Genomic DNA, 17,187 nt, shown 5'->3' with positions numbered 1-17,187 from the left:
CTCGACCGGACGCGGGTGACCCCCCTGGCTCTGCTTTGGCGGGATGGAACTCAACTCCGGCACGAACCCTCCTGCACCGCCAACGCCCGCCAACCCGCTAAGAAAGGAACCCTCCATGTCTACCCCCACCCCCGAAGCCGCCGTCCAACGCTGCCTTGACGCTTACCTGAAGGCCTGCGCCCGCGACGACGCCCGCAACGACTACAGCCCCGAATCGCTCCAAGGCACACGCCGGATCTGGCGCGAAGCCATGCCCTTCCTCACCCCCGACCCCGACGCCATCGACGCCTTCATCGCCTGTGTCACCCACGGCATGATCCTTGAAGTCTTCAGCCCCGCCGAAACCTCCAAACTCCTCTACGCCGCCCAGACCGCCATCGGCTCCCGCCGCGCCCGCACCGAAGCCCTCCGCGCCCAATCCAAATCCCAGCAACCCACCCCCACCCCTTCCCCCTCCCCCTCCCCCTCGGCTGACTCCGCTGCCCCTTTGCCCCTCTGCACCTCTGTCCCTGCTCCACCCCCCACCCCCCTCCCTCCTATGAGAATGGAGGCGGCGAAGCCGCAGTTGGCCCCACCGCAGGTGGCCGCACCGCAGCCGGCCGCGATCGGCCCCACCGCAGGTGGCCCCCACCCCCTCCCTCCTCTGAGAATGGAGGCGGCGAAGCCGCAGCTGGCCCCACCGCAGGTGGCGCAGGCCGCCTTGACACAATCAGCCAAGCCCTTGATCCTTAACAGTTCTGGATCTTACCCATTTTTCGTTGCAAGGACGGTACCCACGTTGCAGGTTCGGGTTTTCTATCACGACAAGTGCTTTGACGGAGCCTGCTCGGCCTCGCTGTTCACGCGTTTTCACCGCGAGTGCGTCGCCGCCCCAGCCGGCGTCGACGTCGCATACGAGTACCACGGCCTCGTTCACCGCGCCGGCGCCCTGTTTAATGAAGCCGAGTTCACCGGCGACGAAAACGCCATCGTCGACTTCAAGTACTCCGCGTCGCCGCGCATCACCTGGTGGTTCGACCATCACCTTTCCGCGTTCCTCACGCCCCAGGATCAAGCCCATTTCAAAGCCTGCCAGCAAGATCAGGCCTGCTCCTCGCACAAGTTCTTTGACCCCACTTACACGTCCTGCACCAGCTTCCTGGCCCACATCGGCGCCACCCGGTTCGGCTTCGACACCGCGCCCGTCGCCGATCTGATTCACTGGGCCAACATCGTCGACGGCGCACTCTACGAGAGCCCTGAATCCGCGGTGGAAATGGCCGCGCCGGCCATGAAACTCACCCTCGTCATCGAGTCCATCCAGGACCCCACATTTATTCCGCGCCTGATCCCCCTGCTCACGGAAATGCCGCTGGGCGAAGTCCTTCAGCAGCCCTTCGTCGCCAGTCTGCTCCCTCCGCTGCTCGAGCGCCACGAGCGCGACATCACCCTCATCCGCAGCCGCAGCGAAGAGCGCGATGGAACCATCTTCTTCGACATCACCGACCACCCCACCGAGGGCTTCAACAAATTCATCCCGTACTACCTGCACCCGCGCGCCACCTACTCCATTGGCCTGTCCAAATCGAGCTTCCGCACCAAGGTCGCCGTCGGTTCCAACCCATGGACCAAGGCCGACCCCGCGAAGATGGTGAATCTGGCTGCGGTCTGCGAGCGCTATGGCGGCGGCGGACACGCCCGCGTGGGCGCCATCAGCTTCCCGCCCGACCGCGAAGACGACGCGAGAGAAGCCGCCGCCGAAATCGTCGCTGAACTCCGTGCAACAAACGCGAAGAACAACTGACCACTGTCTCTACAGTCCCAGCACATCCGCCCGCTTCTTCATCGCCTCAATACAAAACGCGATGTGCGCATCCAGATCCACGCCCAGCTCCGCCGCGCCCTGAATGACGTCCTGCCGGTTGACGCCCTTCGCGAACGCCTTATCCTTCATCTTCTTCTTCACGCTGGGCGCCTCCACATCGGCAATGGCCTTGGTCGGCTTCACCAGCGCGCACGCTGTCAGAAACCCCGCCAGCTCATCGCAGGCAAACAGCACCTTGTCCAAGTGCGTCACCCGCGGCGTGCGGGAATACTCCGCATGCCCCAGAATCGCCGTTCGCAGCTCCTCCGGCCAGCCCAGCCGCTCCAGCTCCCTCACCCCCACAAACGGGTGCTCCTCCCGCGAGGGGTGCCGCTCGTAATCAAAATCGTGCAGCAGCGCCGTCGTCGAATAGAGGTTTACCAGCTCCTCCCGGTCCGCTCCGGTCAACCCCAGCCGCTCGGCCTCCGCTGCCCCGTAGGCCGCCACGCATGCCTCCACAGCCAGCGCATGCTTGCGCAGGCTGTCGCTCTGGGTCCATTCCCGCAATAGGCTGAGCGCCTGCTCGCGCCCATATCGAGATTCTTCGCTCATGTTTACTCCCTGTTGCACAAATTGGTTCGCGTTTCTTCGGGTTTTTCAGGGTATGATAGGGGAAACTTGCGGGTGACCCCAAGTTTCTACTTGACAATTATGGTTCATTCCCCCGACAGTAGCACACATGGTGGTGCAGAAATGCACCCAGGAGAACCCGCTCTGGCTCTCCGCACACAACCCATGCCGACCACTTTAGTGAGCGTTGATTCTCGCGAAGTCGTCCGCTGCGAACATTGCGCGCTGGTTCAGTTCCGCACCAGCAACTCAATGTGCCGCCGCTGCCACAAACCCCTCGACATCGAGGACGTACCCGTGCTGGGACCGATAGCTGTACCGGATCTCCAGCCCACCACCGCGGAAGCCGGTCTGCAGGTCGCGGCGCAAGTGCGCGACATCCGCCGTGCCCGACACCTGAGCCAGCGCCAGCTCGCCGGTCGGATGCAGGTGCCGCGTACCTACATTTCCAAGATTGAGAACGGCAAGGCGATTCCTACCCTCGGCTCGCTTGAACGCCTGGCTCATGCTCTCGAAATCGATGTTTGTCAGCTGGTGCGCGACACCCGCAGCCGACGCGAGGAAGAGGTCACCGCAATCCTGGCGGACCCGTTCCTGGCCGAGATTGCGTCCCTGCTCCCGCGGCTCGACTCGCTGCATCGCACCCTCTTTGTCGGTGCGCTGCGTGACAAGGCCTCGGGCCAGCGGCGCACCGCATAACGCGGCAGCTCGCCTCCCTCCGACCTCCGTCTCCTGGCACGCCCCACGGCTGTGCTGCCTGTATGCTCCTGGGCAGCACAGCCGTGGTCGCTGCAGCGTTGCCCGGCCTGTACCGCGCGGCGCATGAACAGATCGTCATTGAGTTCTCTCCACAGCCTGCCGGACGTTACACTAAATGCAGCACCGTCTCTCCAGAGACGGTCGCGAGAACCGGCGGCCGCATCACACGCGGTGGGCTACTCAAGAGGCAAACCCAGTTGCAGCCAGCAGGTACGTTGCGCATTCATGAGCTCACCCGGGAAGAGCGCGCCGTCTACGACACGCTGAAGCCGGAGCGCCTGCCCGAGCATGTCGCCATCATCATGGATGGAAACGGCCGCTGGGCCGGGCGACGCCTGCTCAAGCGGTTCCTCGGCCACCAGCAGGGCGCCAAAAGCGTGCAGCTCGTCACGGAAACCGCCTCCCGCATCGGCCTGCCCTGGCTCACGCTCTACGCGTTTTCGCTCGAGAACAACCTGCGCCGCCCCCGCGCCGAAGTTAACTTCCTCATGCGCCTCCTCAAAAGCTACCTCGAGAGCAACGTGCAGCGCATGATGGACAGCAACATTCGCATCCGCTACATCGGCCGCGTCCATGAGCTGCCCACTGAAGTGCAGGACAAGATGCACTGGGCCGCCGAGATCACGGCGCGTAACACCGGCACCACGCTCACCCTCGCCCTCAACTACGGCGGGCGATCTGAAATCGTCGACGCCGTGCGCGGCCTCCTGGCCGAGATGAAGCAGAAACACATAGCTCCCAGCCACATCACGGAGCAGGACATTCACCGCCATCTCTACACCGCGCACATGCCGGACCCGGACCTCCTGATCCGCACCTCCGGGGAGATGCGCATCTCCAATTACCTCCTCTGGCAGATCGCCTACGCCGAGATCTACGTCACCGAACGCCTATGGCCTGACTTCCGCGGAATCAATCTGCTTGAGGCTATCGCTGACTTCCAGCGCCGCGAGCGGCGCTTCGGAGGGCTCGGCGATAACGTGCTGCCCACCGACGAAGAAGCCGATCGCTACAAGATCGCGGTCAGCTAGTGCCTTCCGCGACGAACCCTGAACATCCCCGCTCCGATCTTCACAACCTGAACTGGCACTTCTCCTAGTTCAACAAGCCTGCATCCCCGGCGATCCTCTCCTGAAGCCGCGGTGTGGCCGCTGCAATGCCATGGCTGCATTGATCCATGGCTAAATTGATCCATGGCGGCCAACCAGCAGCGGGAGACACCATTGCCATCCGACCCTGAACGACGCGCGCTTTTCGGGTTGCCGGAATGGCTGCTGTCTTACCGCGGAACATGGCTGCGCCCTGACATCGTCGCCGGGCTGACGGCCGCTGCCGTCGTCATCCCCAAGTCCATGGCCTACACCAGCGTGGCAGGCCTGCCGCTGCAGGTCGGGCTGTATACAGCATTTCTGCCGATGCTGATCTACGCCATCCTGGGCACTTCGCGCGTATTGAGCGTCAGCACCACGTCCACCATCGCCATCCTTACCGCAGCCGAGTTGAGTGAACTCGCGCCCAGCGCCGACCCCGCCACGCTCCTGCGCGCCACCGCAACCCTCACCCTGCTGGTGGGCGCGATGCTCATCGTGGCCTGCGTTCTTCGCCTCGGGTTTGTCGCCGACTTCATCTCTGAGCCCGTGCTGATCGGCTTCAAAGCCGGCATTGGCGTGGTGATTATTCTTGACCAGGTTCCCAAGCTCCTGGGCACGCATTTCGCCAAGGGGCCGTTCCTGCGCAACGTGTTCTCCACCGTCCGGACCTTGCCTGAAACCAAACCGATCACGCTGGCCCTTGCCCTTGCCATGATCCTGCTGTTGATCGCCATGGAGCACTACACGCCCAAAGCTCCGGCTCCCCTTATCGCCGTGGCCGCGGGCATTGCAGGAGCGTTCTTCCTGCACCTGACCGCGCATGGCGTGGAACTGGTGGGATTCATCCCGCGCGGATTGCCCGCGTTCACCCCTCCCTCGCTTGACCTCGCCTCGCAACTTTGGCCGGGCGCGTTGGGCATTGCCCTGATGAGCTTCACTGAAACCATTGCCGCGGGCCGAGCCTTCGCTGCCAAAGACGAACCCTTGCCGCAGGCTAATCGTGAGCTCCTCGCCACCGGCCTTGCCAATGCCGGCGGCGCATTGCTGGGCGCCATGCCCGGCGGTGGCGGCACCAGCCAGACCGCGGTGAATCGGCTGACTGGGGCGCGCACGCAAATGGCAGAGCTGGTGACCGCGGCCATGACGCTCGTGACCATGCTGCTGCTGGCGCCCCTGATTGCCCTCATGCCGCAGGCCACGCTGGCCGCCGTGGTCATCGTCTACTCGGCTGGAATGATCAAGCCGCGCGAGTTTCGCGACATCCTCGCCGTGCGCCGCACCGAGTTCCTCTGGGCCCTCATCGCCTTCGCCGGCGTCATGTTGGTCGGCACGCTCAAAGGCATCCTCGTCGCCATCATCGCGTCCATTGTCGCGCTGGCTTACCAAGCCGCCAATCCGCGGGTCCACATGCTGGGCCGCAAACCAGGCAGCAATATCTTCCGGCCGCGGTCAGAGGCGCATCCCGAGGACGAGAGCTTTCCCGGCCTCCTCATTCTGCGTCCTGAAGGACGCATCTTCTTCGCCAACGCCCAACAACTTCTGCGCAAGCTCCGCGCCTACGTGGAGCAGGCACAGCCTGCCGTCATGGCACTCGATCTGAGGGCGGTCTTCGATCTTGAATACACAGCACTGAAGATGCTGATTGAGGCCGAGCAGAAAATGCGCGACCTCCACATTCGACTGTGGCTCGTAGGAATGAATCCCGAGGTGCTGGGCGTGGTGCAGAAATCATCTCTGGGCGAGACGCTGGGCCGTGAAGGCATGTATTTCAATCTCGAAACGGCGGTGGCAAAGTACCAGGCGGAGACCGTCGCACCTGTGGATCAGACGCACAGCATAATCGCGTGATCGACTGACCTATCCACAAAACCTCGATTTAAATCCATGAGGAGGACCCATGAGCGCGTCGACACCCGCACTTCAACAGGACACGCGCGAGCTGACCCCGCGCTTCGGACTTTCCCTTACGCTGTCGATCCTGCTGATCGTGGGCGGACTGCTGGCCATCGCGTTGGCTGCCGAAACCTCCATCGCGGTGACCATCATCCTCGCATGGCTCCTGATGATCGGCGGCGTGGTGCAGGCAGTGCATGCCTTCCGCAGCAAGGGTGTGGGGCCCATCCTCTGGAAAATCGTGGTGGCGCTGGCCTACATCGCGACGGGCCTGTTCCTCCGTATGCATCTGGGCATCGGACTGGCGGCCCTCACCCTCGCGCTGATCTGGTTCTTCATTGTGGAAGGCGTAGTCAGTGTGGTGATGTTCTTCAGCGCGAGGCAGAAGGGCGTCTCGGGTTGGCTGCTCCTCGATGGCCTTGTAACCCTGTTGCTGGGATTTCTCATCTGGGCTCACTGGCCCAGCGGAACGCTGCGGATCATCGGCGTATTCGTCGGCGTCAACATGCTGATGAACGGCATGACCCGGCTGATGCTCACGTTGGCCGTTAAGCGGGCTGTGCAGGCGGGGTCAAACGTCAACGCTAGCGCCTGATATCCCGAAATTGCCCGAGTTTCTTCTCGTAAAGGTCTATGCAGGTTGAGGATACAGCGCCGCCGGTGCGGTGCTGTATCCTCAACCCAACAATGAAACGCGTCGTCACCGCCATCGTCCTGATCCCCTTCGTTTTTGTTCTTGTGTTCTTGCCACCGCACTGGCAGGCGCTGTTTGTGGTGGCGACGGCGGTCGTGGCGGCGCTGGCCGGATGGGAGTACCTGGGACTGGCCAGGGCGCTCGGCGCGGATCCGCCGCGTATCGCCTTGGTGGTGGCAATCTTCGCGCTCTTTGGAGCGAGCTATCAGTGGCCGGATCAGACGGCGCCCACGCTGGGCATCCTCGCTTTGCTGCTGCTCATCTGGTGCACCTTCCTCAGCCCAATCCAGCGCGTGTTGCCGGACGCTTCGAACGCTGTATTCGGGCTGCTCTATACGGGCTTCACCCTGGTTTCGCTTCCAGCTCTCAGGCAACAATCGAACGGGCCATCCCTGGTGGTCTTTCTGCTCTGCGTGGTCTGGGCGGGCGACATTGCCGCCCTCTACGTCGGCCGCGCCTGGGGACGGCACAAGCTCGCCCCCTCCATCAGCCCTAACAAATCATGGGAAGGCTCCGTGGCGTCCGTGCTGGGCAGCATGGCAGTGGCTGGCGGCCTCCTGGCGCTCGCCGACGCCCTGGCGACACACTTCAACACCGCAGTCCTGTCCTTTGCCGAAGACCCGATCTGGTATTGGCTGGCCCTCGCAGCGTTCCTCAACGTCGTAGCGCAGGTAGGCGACCTGGCCGAGTCGGCGTTAAAACGGTCGGCAGGAGTGAAGGATTCAGGCACCATCCTGCCCGGCCACGGCGGCGTCCTCGACCGCATCGATGCGCTCCTGCTGGCCGCCCCGGCACTGTGGTACGTGCACCTGATCCATCACTCGTTCTGACATTGCGGCATGGGCAAGGGCACAACGCAAACCTTTATCATGGCGTAGACCCATGAAACGGAAAAGACCAAGCCATTGAAACGACTCGCCATCCTCGGTTCCACCGGCTCCATCGGACAAAGCACCCTCTCCATCGTTGAGCAATTCCCTGACCGCTATGCGGTGACGGCGCTGGCGGCTGGCCGCAACGTCGATGAGGCCTTTGCGCAGGCGACCCGCTGGCGGCCCCGCGTTGTCTCCATGGCCACTGCGGAACTCGCCAGTCAATTGACGGCGCGGCTCCGCGAAGCGGGAATCTCCGGCATCGAACTCGTCCACGGAACGGAAGGCACCGTCCTCTGCTCCACTCATCCCGAAGCTGATTTTGTGGTGTCCGCCATCGTCGGCGTCGCAGGCCTTGAAGCCACCCACGCCGCCATCCTCGCCGGAAAGCCCGTCGGCCTCGCGAACAAGGAATGCATGGTCGCCGCCGGTGAGATCCTGACAGCCGCCGCCCACGCCGGCAATGTGCCCATTCTGCCCATCGACAGCGAGCACAACGCCGTCCACCAGTGCATGCGGGTAGGCGAGCATCGCGAAGTCAAAACCATCTGGCTTACAGCCTCGGGCGGGCCCTTCCGGCAGACGCCCATCGAGCAGTTCGCGTCCATCACTCCGGAGCAGGCCCTGAAGCACCCCACCTGGGTCATGGGTCGGCGCATCACCATCGACTCGGCCACCATGCTCAACAAGGGCCTGGAGGTCATTGAGGCCTGCCGCCTCTTCGACGTGCCGCCCTCCAAGGTCCGCGTTACTGTGCACCCGCAGTCCACCGTGCACTCGCTGGTGGAGTACGTCGACGGCTCGATCCTGGCGCAGATCTCCGTGACCGACATGCGCTTGCCGATCCTGTATGCTCTGGCCTACCCGGAGCGCCCAGCCTCAAACCTGACCTTCGACCTGGCCGCCCTGCGTCATCTCGACTTCGAAGAACCCGACTTCCAGCGCTTCCCTTGCCTGCGCCTGGCCTTCGAAGCGGCGGAAAAGGGTGGCGCGCATTGCATCGCCCTGAACGCGGCAGACGAAGTCGCCGTGGAGGCCTTCCTCGATCGGCGCATACCATTTACCGGGATAGCAGATACAATTGAAAAAGTGCTCGCTGACACCCCGGAGGCGCACCCGGCGACCATCGCCGAGGTGCTGGCCGAAGACCGGCAGGCGCGTCAGAGAGCGCGCGTGCTGGTGAGCTAAGTCTCGCGCGCCCAAAGGATACGTTCCTCTTCTATGCAGGATCTTCACACATTCGTGGTTGCCGTCCTTAGCTTCATTGTCCTGATTGGGATCATGGTGGTGGTCCACGAGTTCGGCCATTTCGCCGTGGCCAAGCTCTGCGGCGTACGCGTCGAGGCGTTTTCCATCGGCTTCGGGCCCCGGCTGTTCGGCATCAAGCGGGGCGACACCGACTACAAGGTCTGCCTCCTTCCTCTCGGCGGCTACGTCAAGATGACCGGCGAAACGCCGGATCAGATCCAGGCAGGCGACACGCCGGCCGATGCCCGTCGCGCCGACTACGATCCGGGCTCATTCACCAATCACCCTCGCTGGCAGAGGATGTTGATTGGCGTCGCCGGGCCGGTGGCCAACTTCATCCTGGCCTTCGTGCTGATGGTGTTCTACTTCGGGTTCATCAACGAAGTGCCGCAGCACCAGGTGAATACGGCCAACATCGAATGGGTGGTACCGGACTCGGCCGCCGCGCAGGCAGGATTCCAGACCGGCGACCTGATTACGAGCTTCGATAGCATCCAGAATCCCGACTGGATGCAGGTGGGCAATGAGTCGCAGCTCAATATCAATCAGAACGTGCCCGTCACGGTGAATCGCAATGGGCAGACCCTGCAGCTCTCTCTGCACATTCCCCCCCTGCCCAGGGGCGAAGATGCGGTGGACGTAAGCGATGCCGGCATTGAGCCTCAGTTCATGCCGGGACCGATTCCCGTGCACGAGGTCAGCCCCGGCACTCCCGCGGACAAGGCGGGGTTGAAGGGTGGCGACCAGATCGTCTCAGTCGACGGCCACCAGTTCCACTACGTCGGCACGCTGCTCGCCTATATGAAGGCGTTCCCTGGCAAGCAGCTCACGCTTGACGTTCTGCGCAATGGGCAGCATGTGACCCTGACGCCCACGCCGGAGAAGCAGCCCGACTCCACGTGGAAGCTGGGATTTGCCGCCGTGAACCCGCCCATGCGCCGTGAGCCAATGCCGCTCCGCGTAGCCATCGCCAAGTCAGAGACCTACTGCGTCGACAGCTCCACCCTGATTGTGAAGGTGTTGGGCAGGCTCTTCACGCGCAAGGTCGCGGTCTCGCAACTCTCCGGCCCGGTGGGCATTGCGCGCATGGCGGGCGAAGCTGCCAGCATGAACGGCTGGCTGCCCAAGTTCGGGTTGGCCGCCTCCATCAGCATCAACCTCGGCATTTTGAACCTGATGCCCTTCCCCATCCTCGACGGCGGCCTCATCCTCCTGCTGCTGATTGAGAGCATGCTGCGGCACGACATCAGCTTGGCGGTGAAGGAGCGGATCTACCAGGCCGCCTTTGTGGTGCTGGTCGTCTTCTTCGCCTTCATCATCTTCAACGACGTTACCAAGCTGCCGATGTTCAACCACATCAAGCCGTGAAGAACAGGGAATAGGGTCTAGGGAATAGGAAACCTTGCCGCCGCTTTATTCTCTACTCCCTGTTCCCTGATCCCTACTCCCTAATCTCTTATGCCCGTCACCAGCCACGTTCGCGTACGTTATGCCGAAACCGACCAAATGGGCGTTGTGTATTACGCCAACTATCTCGTCTGGTTCGAAATCGGCCGCGTAGAGCTCCTCCGCTCTCTCGGCCTGGCCTACAGCCAGATGGAAAAGGATCACAAGCTGATTCTCCCGGTGGTGGAGGCCAACTGCCGCTATCGCGCCCCGGCGCGCTATGACGATGAGATTCTCATCGAGACAAAGCCTGAAATGCTGCGCGGCTCAGTGCTCAAATTCGCCTATCGTATCCTGCGCAAGAACGCTGACGACAAGCACCCGCATCTTTTGGCGGAGGGCGAGACCACTCACGTCGTCTGCGACGAGCACATGAAGAAGCAGGCTCTGCCGCATGAGTATGTCGTGGCATTGAAGAAGCTGATGGACCACCCAACTGCCGGTCGCTGATACCCTATTAGTATGAAATTCGGCGTTACTGTCTTCCCGGGTTCCAACTGCGATCACGACACGTACAACGTCATCGAGAGCATCGCGCATCAGCCGGTCACGTTCCTCTGGCATGATTCCCCGGACCTGCAGGGCGTGGACGCAATCCTCGTCCCCGGCGGCTTTGCCTACGGAGACTACCTGCGCACGGGCGCCATCGCGCGCTTCTCGCCAGTCATGGAATCAGTGAAGAAGTTCGCCGCGGCCGGCGGCCTGGTGCTGGGCATCTGCAACGGCTTTCAGATCCTCACCGAAGCCGGCCTCTTACCAGGCGCCCTCATGCGCAATGCCGGCCTCAAGTACATCTGCAAGCAGGTGCACCTGCGCACCGAGACAGCCAGCAGCCCATTCACGGGCGCCCTCAAAAAGGGCGACGTGCTACAGATCCCCATCGGCCACATGGAAGGCAATTACTTCTGCACGCCCGAAGAGTTGCAACGCCTCGAGGCGGAAGACCGCATCGCCTTCCGCTACTGCACGCCCGAAGGCGACGTCAAGCCCGAGGCCAATCCCAATGGGTCCCTGGGGAATATCGCGGGTATTCTCAACGAAGGCCGCAACGTGCTGGGCATGATGCCGCATCCTGACCGCTCCAGCGAGTTGATCCTGGGCTCCTCCGACGGCTGGAAGATATTTGCATCTCTGGTGAACGTGCTCGCGGCCAGGTAGCAGCCAACAGCGCTGGGTTTATCGACCCTGATCATTTCCGGTGAACCCGGAACCGTGAGCATTTATCTCGAAATAGGCCGCAGAGTTGGGGCGTGCTCGACACCAACCCGCAGGCATCAGCAGCAGCCCTGAAGCGTTGAGAGTTCAATCCACTCAATCCGGTTGTGAGAAAACCAGCACATACCCGTTGGGATCAACGACCTCGAAATCCGTCTGGCCATATTCCTGTTTACAGGGCGGCCGCAGAATCCTGACCTCAGGCACCCGCGAAAAATCCTCGAACAGGGCCTGCACATTATCGGTCTCGATATACACACCCAGGCCTCGCGCTCGCGGCGCAGTGGCTCGTCGGGGCGCGCGTAACCCGGCTGATGCTGCAAGAATATCTGGACGGCGTCGCGGCGCAGAATGCAAAAACCCGGTGGAAAATAGATGGCTTCAAAGCCGAGCATTTGGTACCACGGCATCACAGCTTCAATATTGCCGACCAGGAAGATGGGAATGGCGGTGTTGAATCGCGTGGAGGCGCCGGGGCGGCCGGTCGCGGGCTGTCTCTCAACGAGCATGCCAGTAGCGTAACCCCGGCGCGCGGGGATGCGGCGGGGGAAATCCACGCGACGTCAGGCATTACTCAGCCGACCTCCACCACTCCGAACGGAACTCTTCTCCCTTTGTCAAGTCGGATGGCTGGCCCGGGATCGGCGACCACAACTTCAAATCATTCACGGCAGACACGTATTCGATGGGCTGGCGCCAGTGGTGAAGCGCCAGATCGAACAGCCCCCAATGAATTGGCATCAGCAGCCCGCGGCCCCCAAGTGCGCGGAAGCTGCGCACGGCGCCCTCCGGTCCCATGTGTATCTGCGCCCAGAGCGGATTGGACGCGCCGATCTCGAGCATTACGAGATCGAAGGGGCCCAGGCGCGCGCCAATTTCTTCAAAGCCCGGCCACTCGCCGGAATCGGCGCCATAATAGACGCGATGCGTGTGCCCTACGAGTGCAAACGACGCCCAGAGCGTTTGGAAGCGGTTGAACAGGCTGCGGCCCGAGAAGTGGCGCGCGGGCAGCGCTGTAATGGTGACAGGACCGGCTTGCACCGCATCCATCCAATCCACTTCCGTGCAGCGGTTGCGGTTCACACCCATCGATTCCAGAATCGTTCCGACACCCAGCGGCGTAATCCAGCGTGCCTCTCGAGCAGCAGGCACTTGCGACAGCAAACGCATGCTCTGGGCGCCAAGGTGGTCGTAGTGGTCGTGCGAGATGAGCACCACATCGATACGCGGCAGTTGCTCCAGCGGTAGCGTGGGCTCAAAGAAGCGCTTCGGTCCTGACCAGGTTGTAGGCGAGGCACGCTCCTCCCACACAGGATCGATCAGAATGCGCACGCCATCGAGCTCAATCAGAGACGCCGCATGTCCCAACCAGGTGATGCGCAGGCCAGTGCGCGGCGCCTCGGCATAAACGCGCGGATCGGTGTGAAAGGGCCCCAGCGGCTGCCGCGGCGAGCGAGCTTTTGAGCCGAGAAAGAATTCAGGGCCAATTCTCAACATCACCGATAGACCGCCCATCTCCGTCGGCACAGGGTTGAGGAAGCGGCGGCCTTCGCGGCGAGCAGGGACCAGATAACTCATTGCTCATGAGATGGAAAAGCAGGTTAAGAGATTCGCTGGTCAGGCAAAATGACGGAGCGGCAACTCTCAGCGAGCATGCCCCATCGAATTCTTCAGGCGCATCAGGCTCGCGATGCGGCGTCCATTACACCAAGCGAGCGGGCCCCTAACTCATCGTTCCCATTTATTACCGGCATGATCTCTTGACCCGAGAAGGAACGATAGATATGAAAAACATTCTTCGCATCACATTCTGCGCGTTGTTCGGATTGCTGCTGTTGCGACCCGCAGAGGCTCAGGTAACAATCAGCGTCAATTTCGCGCCTCCCGCGCTTCCCGTCTACGAGCAGCCTGCGTGCCCCAGTGAGGGGTATATGTGGGCACCCGGGTACTGGGCATGGGATGAAAACGTAGATGACTACTACTGGGTTCCCGGAACCTGGGTGATGGCCCCGCAGAGAGGCCTCTTATGGACGCCCGCATGGTGGGGTTGGGATAACGGTGGGTACCGCTTCCACGACGGCTACTGGGCCAATCAGGTTGGCTTCTACGGCGGCATCGACTACGGCTACGGCTACTCCGGGCACGGCTACTCAGGCGGACGATGGGACCGGGGCCGCTTCCTATACAACCGTGCCGTGACAAACGTGAACACGACCGAGATCCGCAATGTCTATGAAGACCGGACCGTCATAGTCAACCGCAGAGAAAATCGAGTGAGTTACAACGGCGGCGAGGGCGGCATTCGCGAGCGGGCCACGCCCGTGGAAGAACGCGTCATGCATGAGCGCCACGTCCCCCCGGCTCGCATGCAGATACAAAATCGTACGATGGCACGGAGCAACCCGGAGTTCCGGGCATCCACCAATCAGGGCAGGCCCATGGTGGCTGCAACGGCGCGGCCGGGAGAGTTTCGTGGGCGCGCGGTGGTGGCTGCAAAGGCCGCAGGAGCCCCCTATCATCCCCCGGCGAACCGGTCGGAAAAGGGCGGCATGACGCGGCCTGAAAACGGCGCCAACTCCGCCGCCAATCAGAGGCGTGATCAGCAGCAGCACGCCGAGCAGCAGCAACAACGCCAGGAACAGCAGAAGCTGGCCGACCAGCGGACTCGCCAACAGCAGCAGAAAAACGGCCAGCTCAAGAGTGAACAGCAGCAACAGCAGAAGATAGCGGAACAGCAACAGCGGACCCGAGAGGAACAACAGCAGCAGAAAACGGCTGAGCAGCGAAACACCGCGCAGCGCAACCAGGAACAGAACCGAGCCGCACAGCAGCGTAATCAGGAACAGCAGAAGGCTCAGCAACAACAGCAGCAGCGACGCGAGCAGCAGAACCTCGCCCAGCAGCGAAAGAACGAACAGCAGCAGAAAAGCGCTCAGTTAAAGAGCCAGGAACAGCAGCAGAAAGTGGCTCAGGAGCAGAGGAACCACGAAGAGCAGCAGCAGAAGATGACTGAACAGCGCAACCAGCAGCAGCAAAGGACTGCTCAGGAGCGCAACCAGCAGCAAAGAGCGCAGCAGCAGCGGCAGGAGCAGCAGAAGGTGTCCGAGCAGCGGAAAAGCGAGCAGCAACAGCAGGTCCAGCAGCGAGCAGCGCAGCAGCACAATCAGGAGCAGCAGCAGGCCGCCAAGCGGGAGATGAATGCGGAGCGGCAACAGCAGGCGCAGCAACAAGCCCAACAACGCAGACAGCAGCAGGCGCAGCAGGCGGAACAACGCCGGTCAGAACAACAGAAGGTAGCGCGGCCCAAGGCGCAGGAGCGACCGGAACCGGCGCAACCACAGTCGCATCCCAAAGAACGCCCGGCTCAGCCTCAGAAGTAAACCGACCTCCCCAACAACGGGACGATCGGAAATAGCGTTATCAAGCCCCGGAGCAGCCGTGCTTCTCCGGGGCTTTTCTGTGCAGGGGGTCAGAGGCCCAGCCCGCCGTCGACGGGCATGATCTGGCCGGTGATGAAGGATGCGCTGCTCGCGAAGTAGAGCACAGCCGAAGCAATATCCTCCGGCGATCCCGTGCGGCGAAGCGGCGTCTTCGCCACCATGCGCTGCGTCTGCGCCGTCGGATTAGGATCCATGTCGATCCACCCAGGTGCCACTGCGTTCACCGCGACTTCCGGGCCGAAGGCCTTCGCCATCGTCTTCGTAAGCATGTGCAGAGCCGCCTTTGACGAGCAGTAGTGGGCATGATCGGCCCAGGGGTGGAGGCCACCAAGCGAGCCCATGTTGATGATGCGGCCGTTCACTGCCTTGAGGTGCTGGATCGCTTCACGTGCGAAAAGGAAGGGGCCGCGCACGTTGGTTTCAAACACCGCGTCCCACTGCTCCACCGTGATCTGGTCAAGCTGCCCCGACTCGAAGATGGCTGCGTTGTTCACGAGAATGTCGAGACGGCCATGCCGGGCGACGGCGGCGGCGACGGCGTCACGCACGGACTGTTCCGTGCGGACATTACACTCAATGGCAAAGCCGCGACGGCCAAGTTGCTCGATGGCATCGACAGTTTCGACTGCGTCATCGCCGGATTCGCGATAGGTGATCGTAACGTCCACCCCGGCGCCCGCAAGCGCCAGGGCAATCGCGCGGCCCAGGCGCTTGGCGCCTCCGGTGACAAGTGCGGATTGGCCGGAAAGTATCACAGGGCTGAGGTAGTCTAGCTGATCAGTTGTCCCGTTGATTCTGCTGCTAGATCATGACCACTACTGGATCAACTGACCACCTGATGACCTGACCTATCGCAGCAGCTACTGCGGCTTGGCATCCCTATTCGGCTTGTCCTTGTCGTCGTCGCCAGTCTTTTGAACCGTGCTCTGCTTGTCCTTCTGGCTCTCAGGCGCGTGCGACTTGTAGATCGAGTACTGCTCGCCGGGGCGCTTCATGCGAACTTCGATTGCCAGTTCGTTGTTGTCAATCTTGTAGTCTCCACCGTAGGTCTGATAACCCCTGGCGATGATCTGCAGGCGTACGGTTTCGCCCAGGGGCAGCACATCAATCAGTGCCTTGCCTTCCTCGTTCGACTTCAGCTCCATGTTGCCGGGATCATCGAGAGTATGGAAGACCACGGCAGCATTCTCAATGGGCTTGCCGTTGGCGTCCTTGAGCACAGTGACTTCAATTTTGGCGGTGGGCGGGGGGGCCTTATACTTGCGGCCACGCTTCTCCTGGGCAGACAAATTTCCGAGACTCAGGCCGAAGATGGCCAGCAGAACGATAGACGACACAAATGTACGGCGGTGCATGGGAGGTATTGTACCTTTTGTGTTCGACACCCGGCGAGCCGTGCGAAGAACCGGCTGGCCGCCCGACTTGCTCATTCCCGCCGTCGAATAGCTTCAATGAGGTAACGAGCCGCCGGTTAAATGATTACAGAATCATAAAAACTGAGCATGATGTACTCATATTATTGCCCCGAAGGGCTTGACAAGAGTCCGCGGCATTGCCTATCGTTAGCAATTGGAAGGCGAGAGTGCTAGCACACTCCCGGGGTGACTGCTCCTGACGGGTCTCCCAGCCGCACTAGCGGAGCGCGTTCTGACCGTTTCAGCAGTAAATCCCAATCTTAAATGCCCGCGGCCGGGCCCTTCTCGACCCGTTCGCGTGTGAAGGAGAAGCAAAGCAATGGCAGCAACTTCAGTTACGACCACCTTCACCCCGCTCCACGACCGTATCCTGGTCCGCCGTCTCGAAGAGGGCGAAACCATTCGTGGAGGAATCATCATCCCTGATAGCGCCAAAGAAAAGCCGCAGGAAGGCGAAGTCATCGCAGTTGGCAAGGGCAAATCAAACGACGAAGGCAAGGTTTTCCCGCTCGACGTCAAGGCAGGCGACAAGATCCTCTTCGGCAAGTACTCCGGCACCGAGATCAAGATCGACGGTGAAGAGTTCCTGATCATGCGCGAGGAAGAAGTCCTCGGAATCGTCAAGAAGTAACCAGGCCGATACCTGCGGCCACGAGATCGAGATCTGCGAATGCAAGTACTCGCTGCCTCATTTCTGACCC

The 17,187-nt window shown here is 61.8% G+C and carries 16 protein-coding genes; 12 read left to right on the top strand and 4 right to left on the bottom strand.

Translation table 11 applies throughout. From position 1 onward, the window contains the following. Positions 1 to 115 precede the first annotated feature (115 nt). Positions 116 to 1,783 (top strand): DHH family phosphoesterase, encoded by a 1,668-nt coding sequence (locus VGL22_RS12680; RefSeq protein ID WP_465267297.1) that lies wholly within the window; start codon positions 116 to 118, stop codon positions 1,781 to 1,783. Between the two features lie 9 nt (positions 1,784 to 1,792). Here the strand turns inward: VGL22_RS12680 and VGL22_RS12675 are convergent, their stop codons facing one another. Next, positions 1,793 to 2,395: an HD domain-containing protein gene (locus VGL22_RS12675; protein WP_465267296.1), complete on the bottom strand. Its 603-nt coding sequence runs from the start codon at positions 2,393 to 2,395 to the stop codon at positions 1,793 to 1,795. Positions 2,396 to 2,578: 183 nt separating this feature from the next. Between VGL22_RS12675 and VGL22_RS12670 the strand changes: the two genes are divergently transcribed. The 9 genes from VGL22_RS12670 to purQ all read left to right on the top strand — a co-directional run bounded on the left by VGL22_RS12670 (position 2,579) and on the right by purQ (position 11,574). Next, positions 2,579 to 3,112, top strand: a complete 534-nt coding sequence (locus VGL22_RS12670) for a helix-turn-helix domain-containing protein (RefSeq protein ID WP_465267295.1) — start codon at positions 2,579 to 2,581, stop codon at positions 3,110 to 3,112. A gap of 275 nt (positions 3,113 to 3,387) precedes the next feature. After that, positions 3,388 to 4,203: an isoprenyl transferase gene (locus VGL22_RS12665; protein ID WP_465267294.1), complete on the top strand. Its 816-nt coding sequence runs from the start codon at positions 3,388 to 3,390 to the stop codon at positions 4,201 to 4,203. A 192-nt stretch (positions 4,204 to 4,395) separates the two neighbouring features. Then, complete coding sequence (locus tag VGL22_RS12660; protein ID WP_465267293.1) at positions 4,396 to 6,111, top strand: SulP family inorganic anion transporter; 1,716 nt, start codon at positions 4,396 to 4,398, stop codon at positions 6,109 to 6,111. Between the two features lie 49 nt (positions 6,112 to 6,160). Continuing rightward, a complete protein-coding gene (locus tag VGL22_RS12655) occupies positions 6,161 to 6,751 on the top strand; it encodes an HdeD family acid-resistance protein (protein ID WP_465267292.1) in 591 nt (196 codons plus the stop codon). 92 nt (positions 6,752 to 6,843) lie between these two features. Further along, entirely contained in the window at positions 6,844 to 7,680 is an 837-nt protein-coding gene (locus VGL22_RS12650; protein ID WP_465267291.1) for a phosphatidate cytidylyltransferase, read from the top strand. A gap of 75 nt (positions 7,681 to 7,755) precedes the next feature. Beyond that, a complete protein-coding gene (locus VGL22_RS12645; RefSeq protein WP_465267290.1) occupies positions 7,756 to 8,910 on the top strand; it encodes a 1-deoxy-D-xylulose-5-phosphate reductoisomerase in 1,155 nt (384 codons plus the stop codon). A gap of 33 nt (positions 8,911 to 8,943) precedes the next feature. After that, positions 8,944 to 10,338 (top strand): RIP metalloprotease RseP, encoded by a 1,395-nt coding sequence (gene rseP / locus VGL22_RS12640; RefSeq protein ID WP_465267289.1) that lies wholly within the window; start codon positions 8,944 to 8,946, stop codon positions 10,336 to 10,338. A 90-nt stretch (positions 10,339 to 10,428) separates the two neighbouring features. Continuing rightward, complete coding sequence (locus VGL22_RS12635; RefSeq protein WP_465267288.1) at positions 10,429 to 10,866, top strand: acyl-CoA thioesterase; 438 nt, start codon at positions 10,429 to 10,431, stop codon at positions 10,864 to 10,866. Positions 10,867 to 10,878: 12 nt separating this feature from the next. Next, positions 10,879 to 11,574, top strand: a complete 696-nt coding sequence (gene purQ, locus VGL22_RS12630) for a phosphoribosylformylglycinamidine synthase subunit PurQ (RefSeq protein WP_465267287.1) — start codon at positions 10,879 to 10,881, stop codon at positions 11,572 to 11,574. 627 nt (positions 11,575 to 12,201) lie between these two features. On the opposite strand, the gene VGL22_RS12625 is transcribed toward purQ, so the two are convergent. Beyond that, on the bottom strand, positions 12,202 to 13,209 hold the full coding sequence (locus VGL22_RS12625) for an MBL fold metallo-hydrolase (RefSeq protein ID WP_465267286.1): 1,008 nt from the start codon (positions 13,207 to 13,209) through the stop codon (positions 12,202 to 12,204). A 206-nt stretch (positions 13,210 to 13,415) separates the two neighbouring features. Between VGL22_RS12625 and VGL22_RS12620 the strand changes: the two genes are divergently transcribed. Then, entirely contained in the window at positions 13,416 to 15,011 is a 1,596-nt protein-coding gene (locus VGL22_RS12620) for a YXWGXW repeat-containing protein (protein ID WP_465267285.1), read from the top strand. An 89-nt stretch (positions 15,012 to 15,100) separates the two neighbouring features. Here VGL22_RS12620 and VGL22_RS12615 read toward each other — a convergent pair whose 3' ends face one another. Beyond that, positions 15,101 to 15,826 (bottom strand): SDR family NAD(P)-dependent oxidoreductase, encoded by a 726-nt coding sequence (locus VGL22_RS12615; RefSeq protein WP_465267284.1) that lies wholly within the window; start codon positions 15,824 to 15,826, stop codon positions 15,101 to 15,103. 105 nt (positions 15,827 to 15,931) lie between these two features. Further along, on the bottom strand, positions 15,932 to 16,426 hold the full coding sequence (locus tag VGL22_RS12610; RefSeq protein WP_465267283.1) for a carboxypeptidase-like regulatory domain-containing protein: 495 nt from the start codon (positions 16,424 to 16,426) through the stop codon (positions 15,932 to 15,934). Between the two features lie 379 nt (positions 16,427 to 16,805). Here VGL22_RS12610 and VGL22_RS12605 point away from each other — a divergent pair, with 379 nt between their 5' ends. After that, entirely contained in the window at positions 16,806 to 17,117 is a 312-nt protein-coding gene (locus VGL22_RS12605) for a co-chaperone GroES (protein WP_465267282.1), read from the top strand. Positions 17,118 to 17,187 lie beyond the last annotated feature (70 nt).

Origin of the sequence: Occallatibacter sp. (assembly GCF_036502485.1) — a bacterium.
In the GTDB taxonomy this organism is placed as follows: Bacteria; Acidobacteriota; Terriglobia; order Terriglobales; family Acidobacteriaceae; genus Telmatobacter.
The sequence above is the reverse complement of the archived record's forward strand: the minus strand, read 5'-3'. Positions and strand labels throughout refer to the sequence as shown.

Coding starts and splice junctions, on each gene's coding strand:
- VGL22_RS12635 (WP_465267288.1), top strand. CDS start 10,429: ATGCCCGTCACCAGCCACGTTCGCGTACGTTATGCCGAAACCGACCAA.
- VGL22_RS12605 (WP_465267282.1), top strand. CDS start 16,806: ATGGCAGCAACTTCAGTTACGACCACCTTCACCCCGCTCCACGACCGT.
- VGL22_RS12680 (WP_465267297.1), top strand. CDS start 116: ATGTCTACCCCCACCCCCGAAGCCGCCGTCCAACGCTGCCTTGACGCT.
- VGL22_RS12610 (WP_465267283.1), bottom strand. CDS start 16,426: ATGCACCGCCGTACATTTGTGTCGTCTATCGTTCTGCTGGCCATCTTC.
- VGL22_RS12670 (WP_465267295.1), top strand. CDS start 2,579: ATGCCGACCACTTTAGTGAGCGTTGATTCTCGCGAAGTCGTCCGCTGC.
- VGL22_RS12620 (WP_465267285.1), top strand. CDS start 13,416: ATGAAAAACATTCTTCGCATCACATTCTGCGCGTTGTTCGGATTGCTG.
- VGL22_RS12675 (WP_465267296.1), bottom strand. CDS start 2,395: ATGAGCGAAGAATCTCGATATGGGCGCGAGCAGGCGCTCAGCCTATTG.
- VGL22_RS12625 (WP_465267286.1), bottom strand. CDS start 13,209: ATGAGTTATCTGGTCCCTGCTCGCCGCGAAGGCCGCCGCTTCCTCAAC.
- purQ (WP_465267287.1), top strand. CDS start 10,879: ATGAAATTCGGCGTTACTGTCTTCCCGGGTTCCAACTGCGATCACGAC.
- rseP (WP_465267289.1), top strand. CDS start 8,944: ATGCAGGATCTTCACACATTCGTGGTTGCCGTCCTTAGCTTCATTGTC.
- VGL22_RS12655 (WP_465267292.1), top strand. CDS start 6,161: ATGAGCGCGTCGACACCCGCACTTCAACAGGACACGCGCGAGCTGACC.
- VGL22_RS12650 (WP_465267291.1), top strand. CDS start 6,844: ATGAAACGCGTCGTCACCGCCATCGTCCTGATCCCCTTCGTTTTTGTT.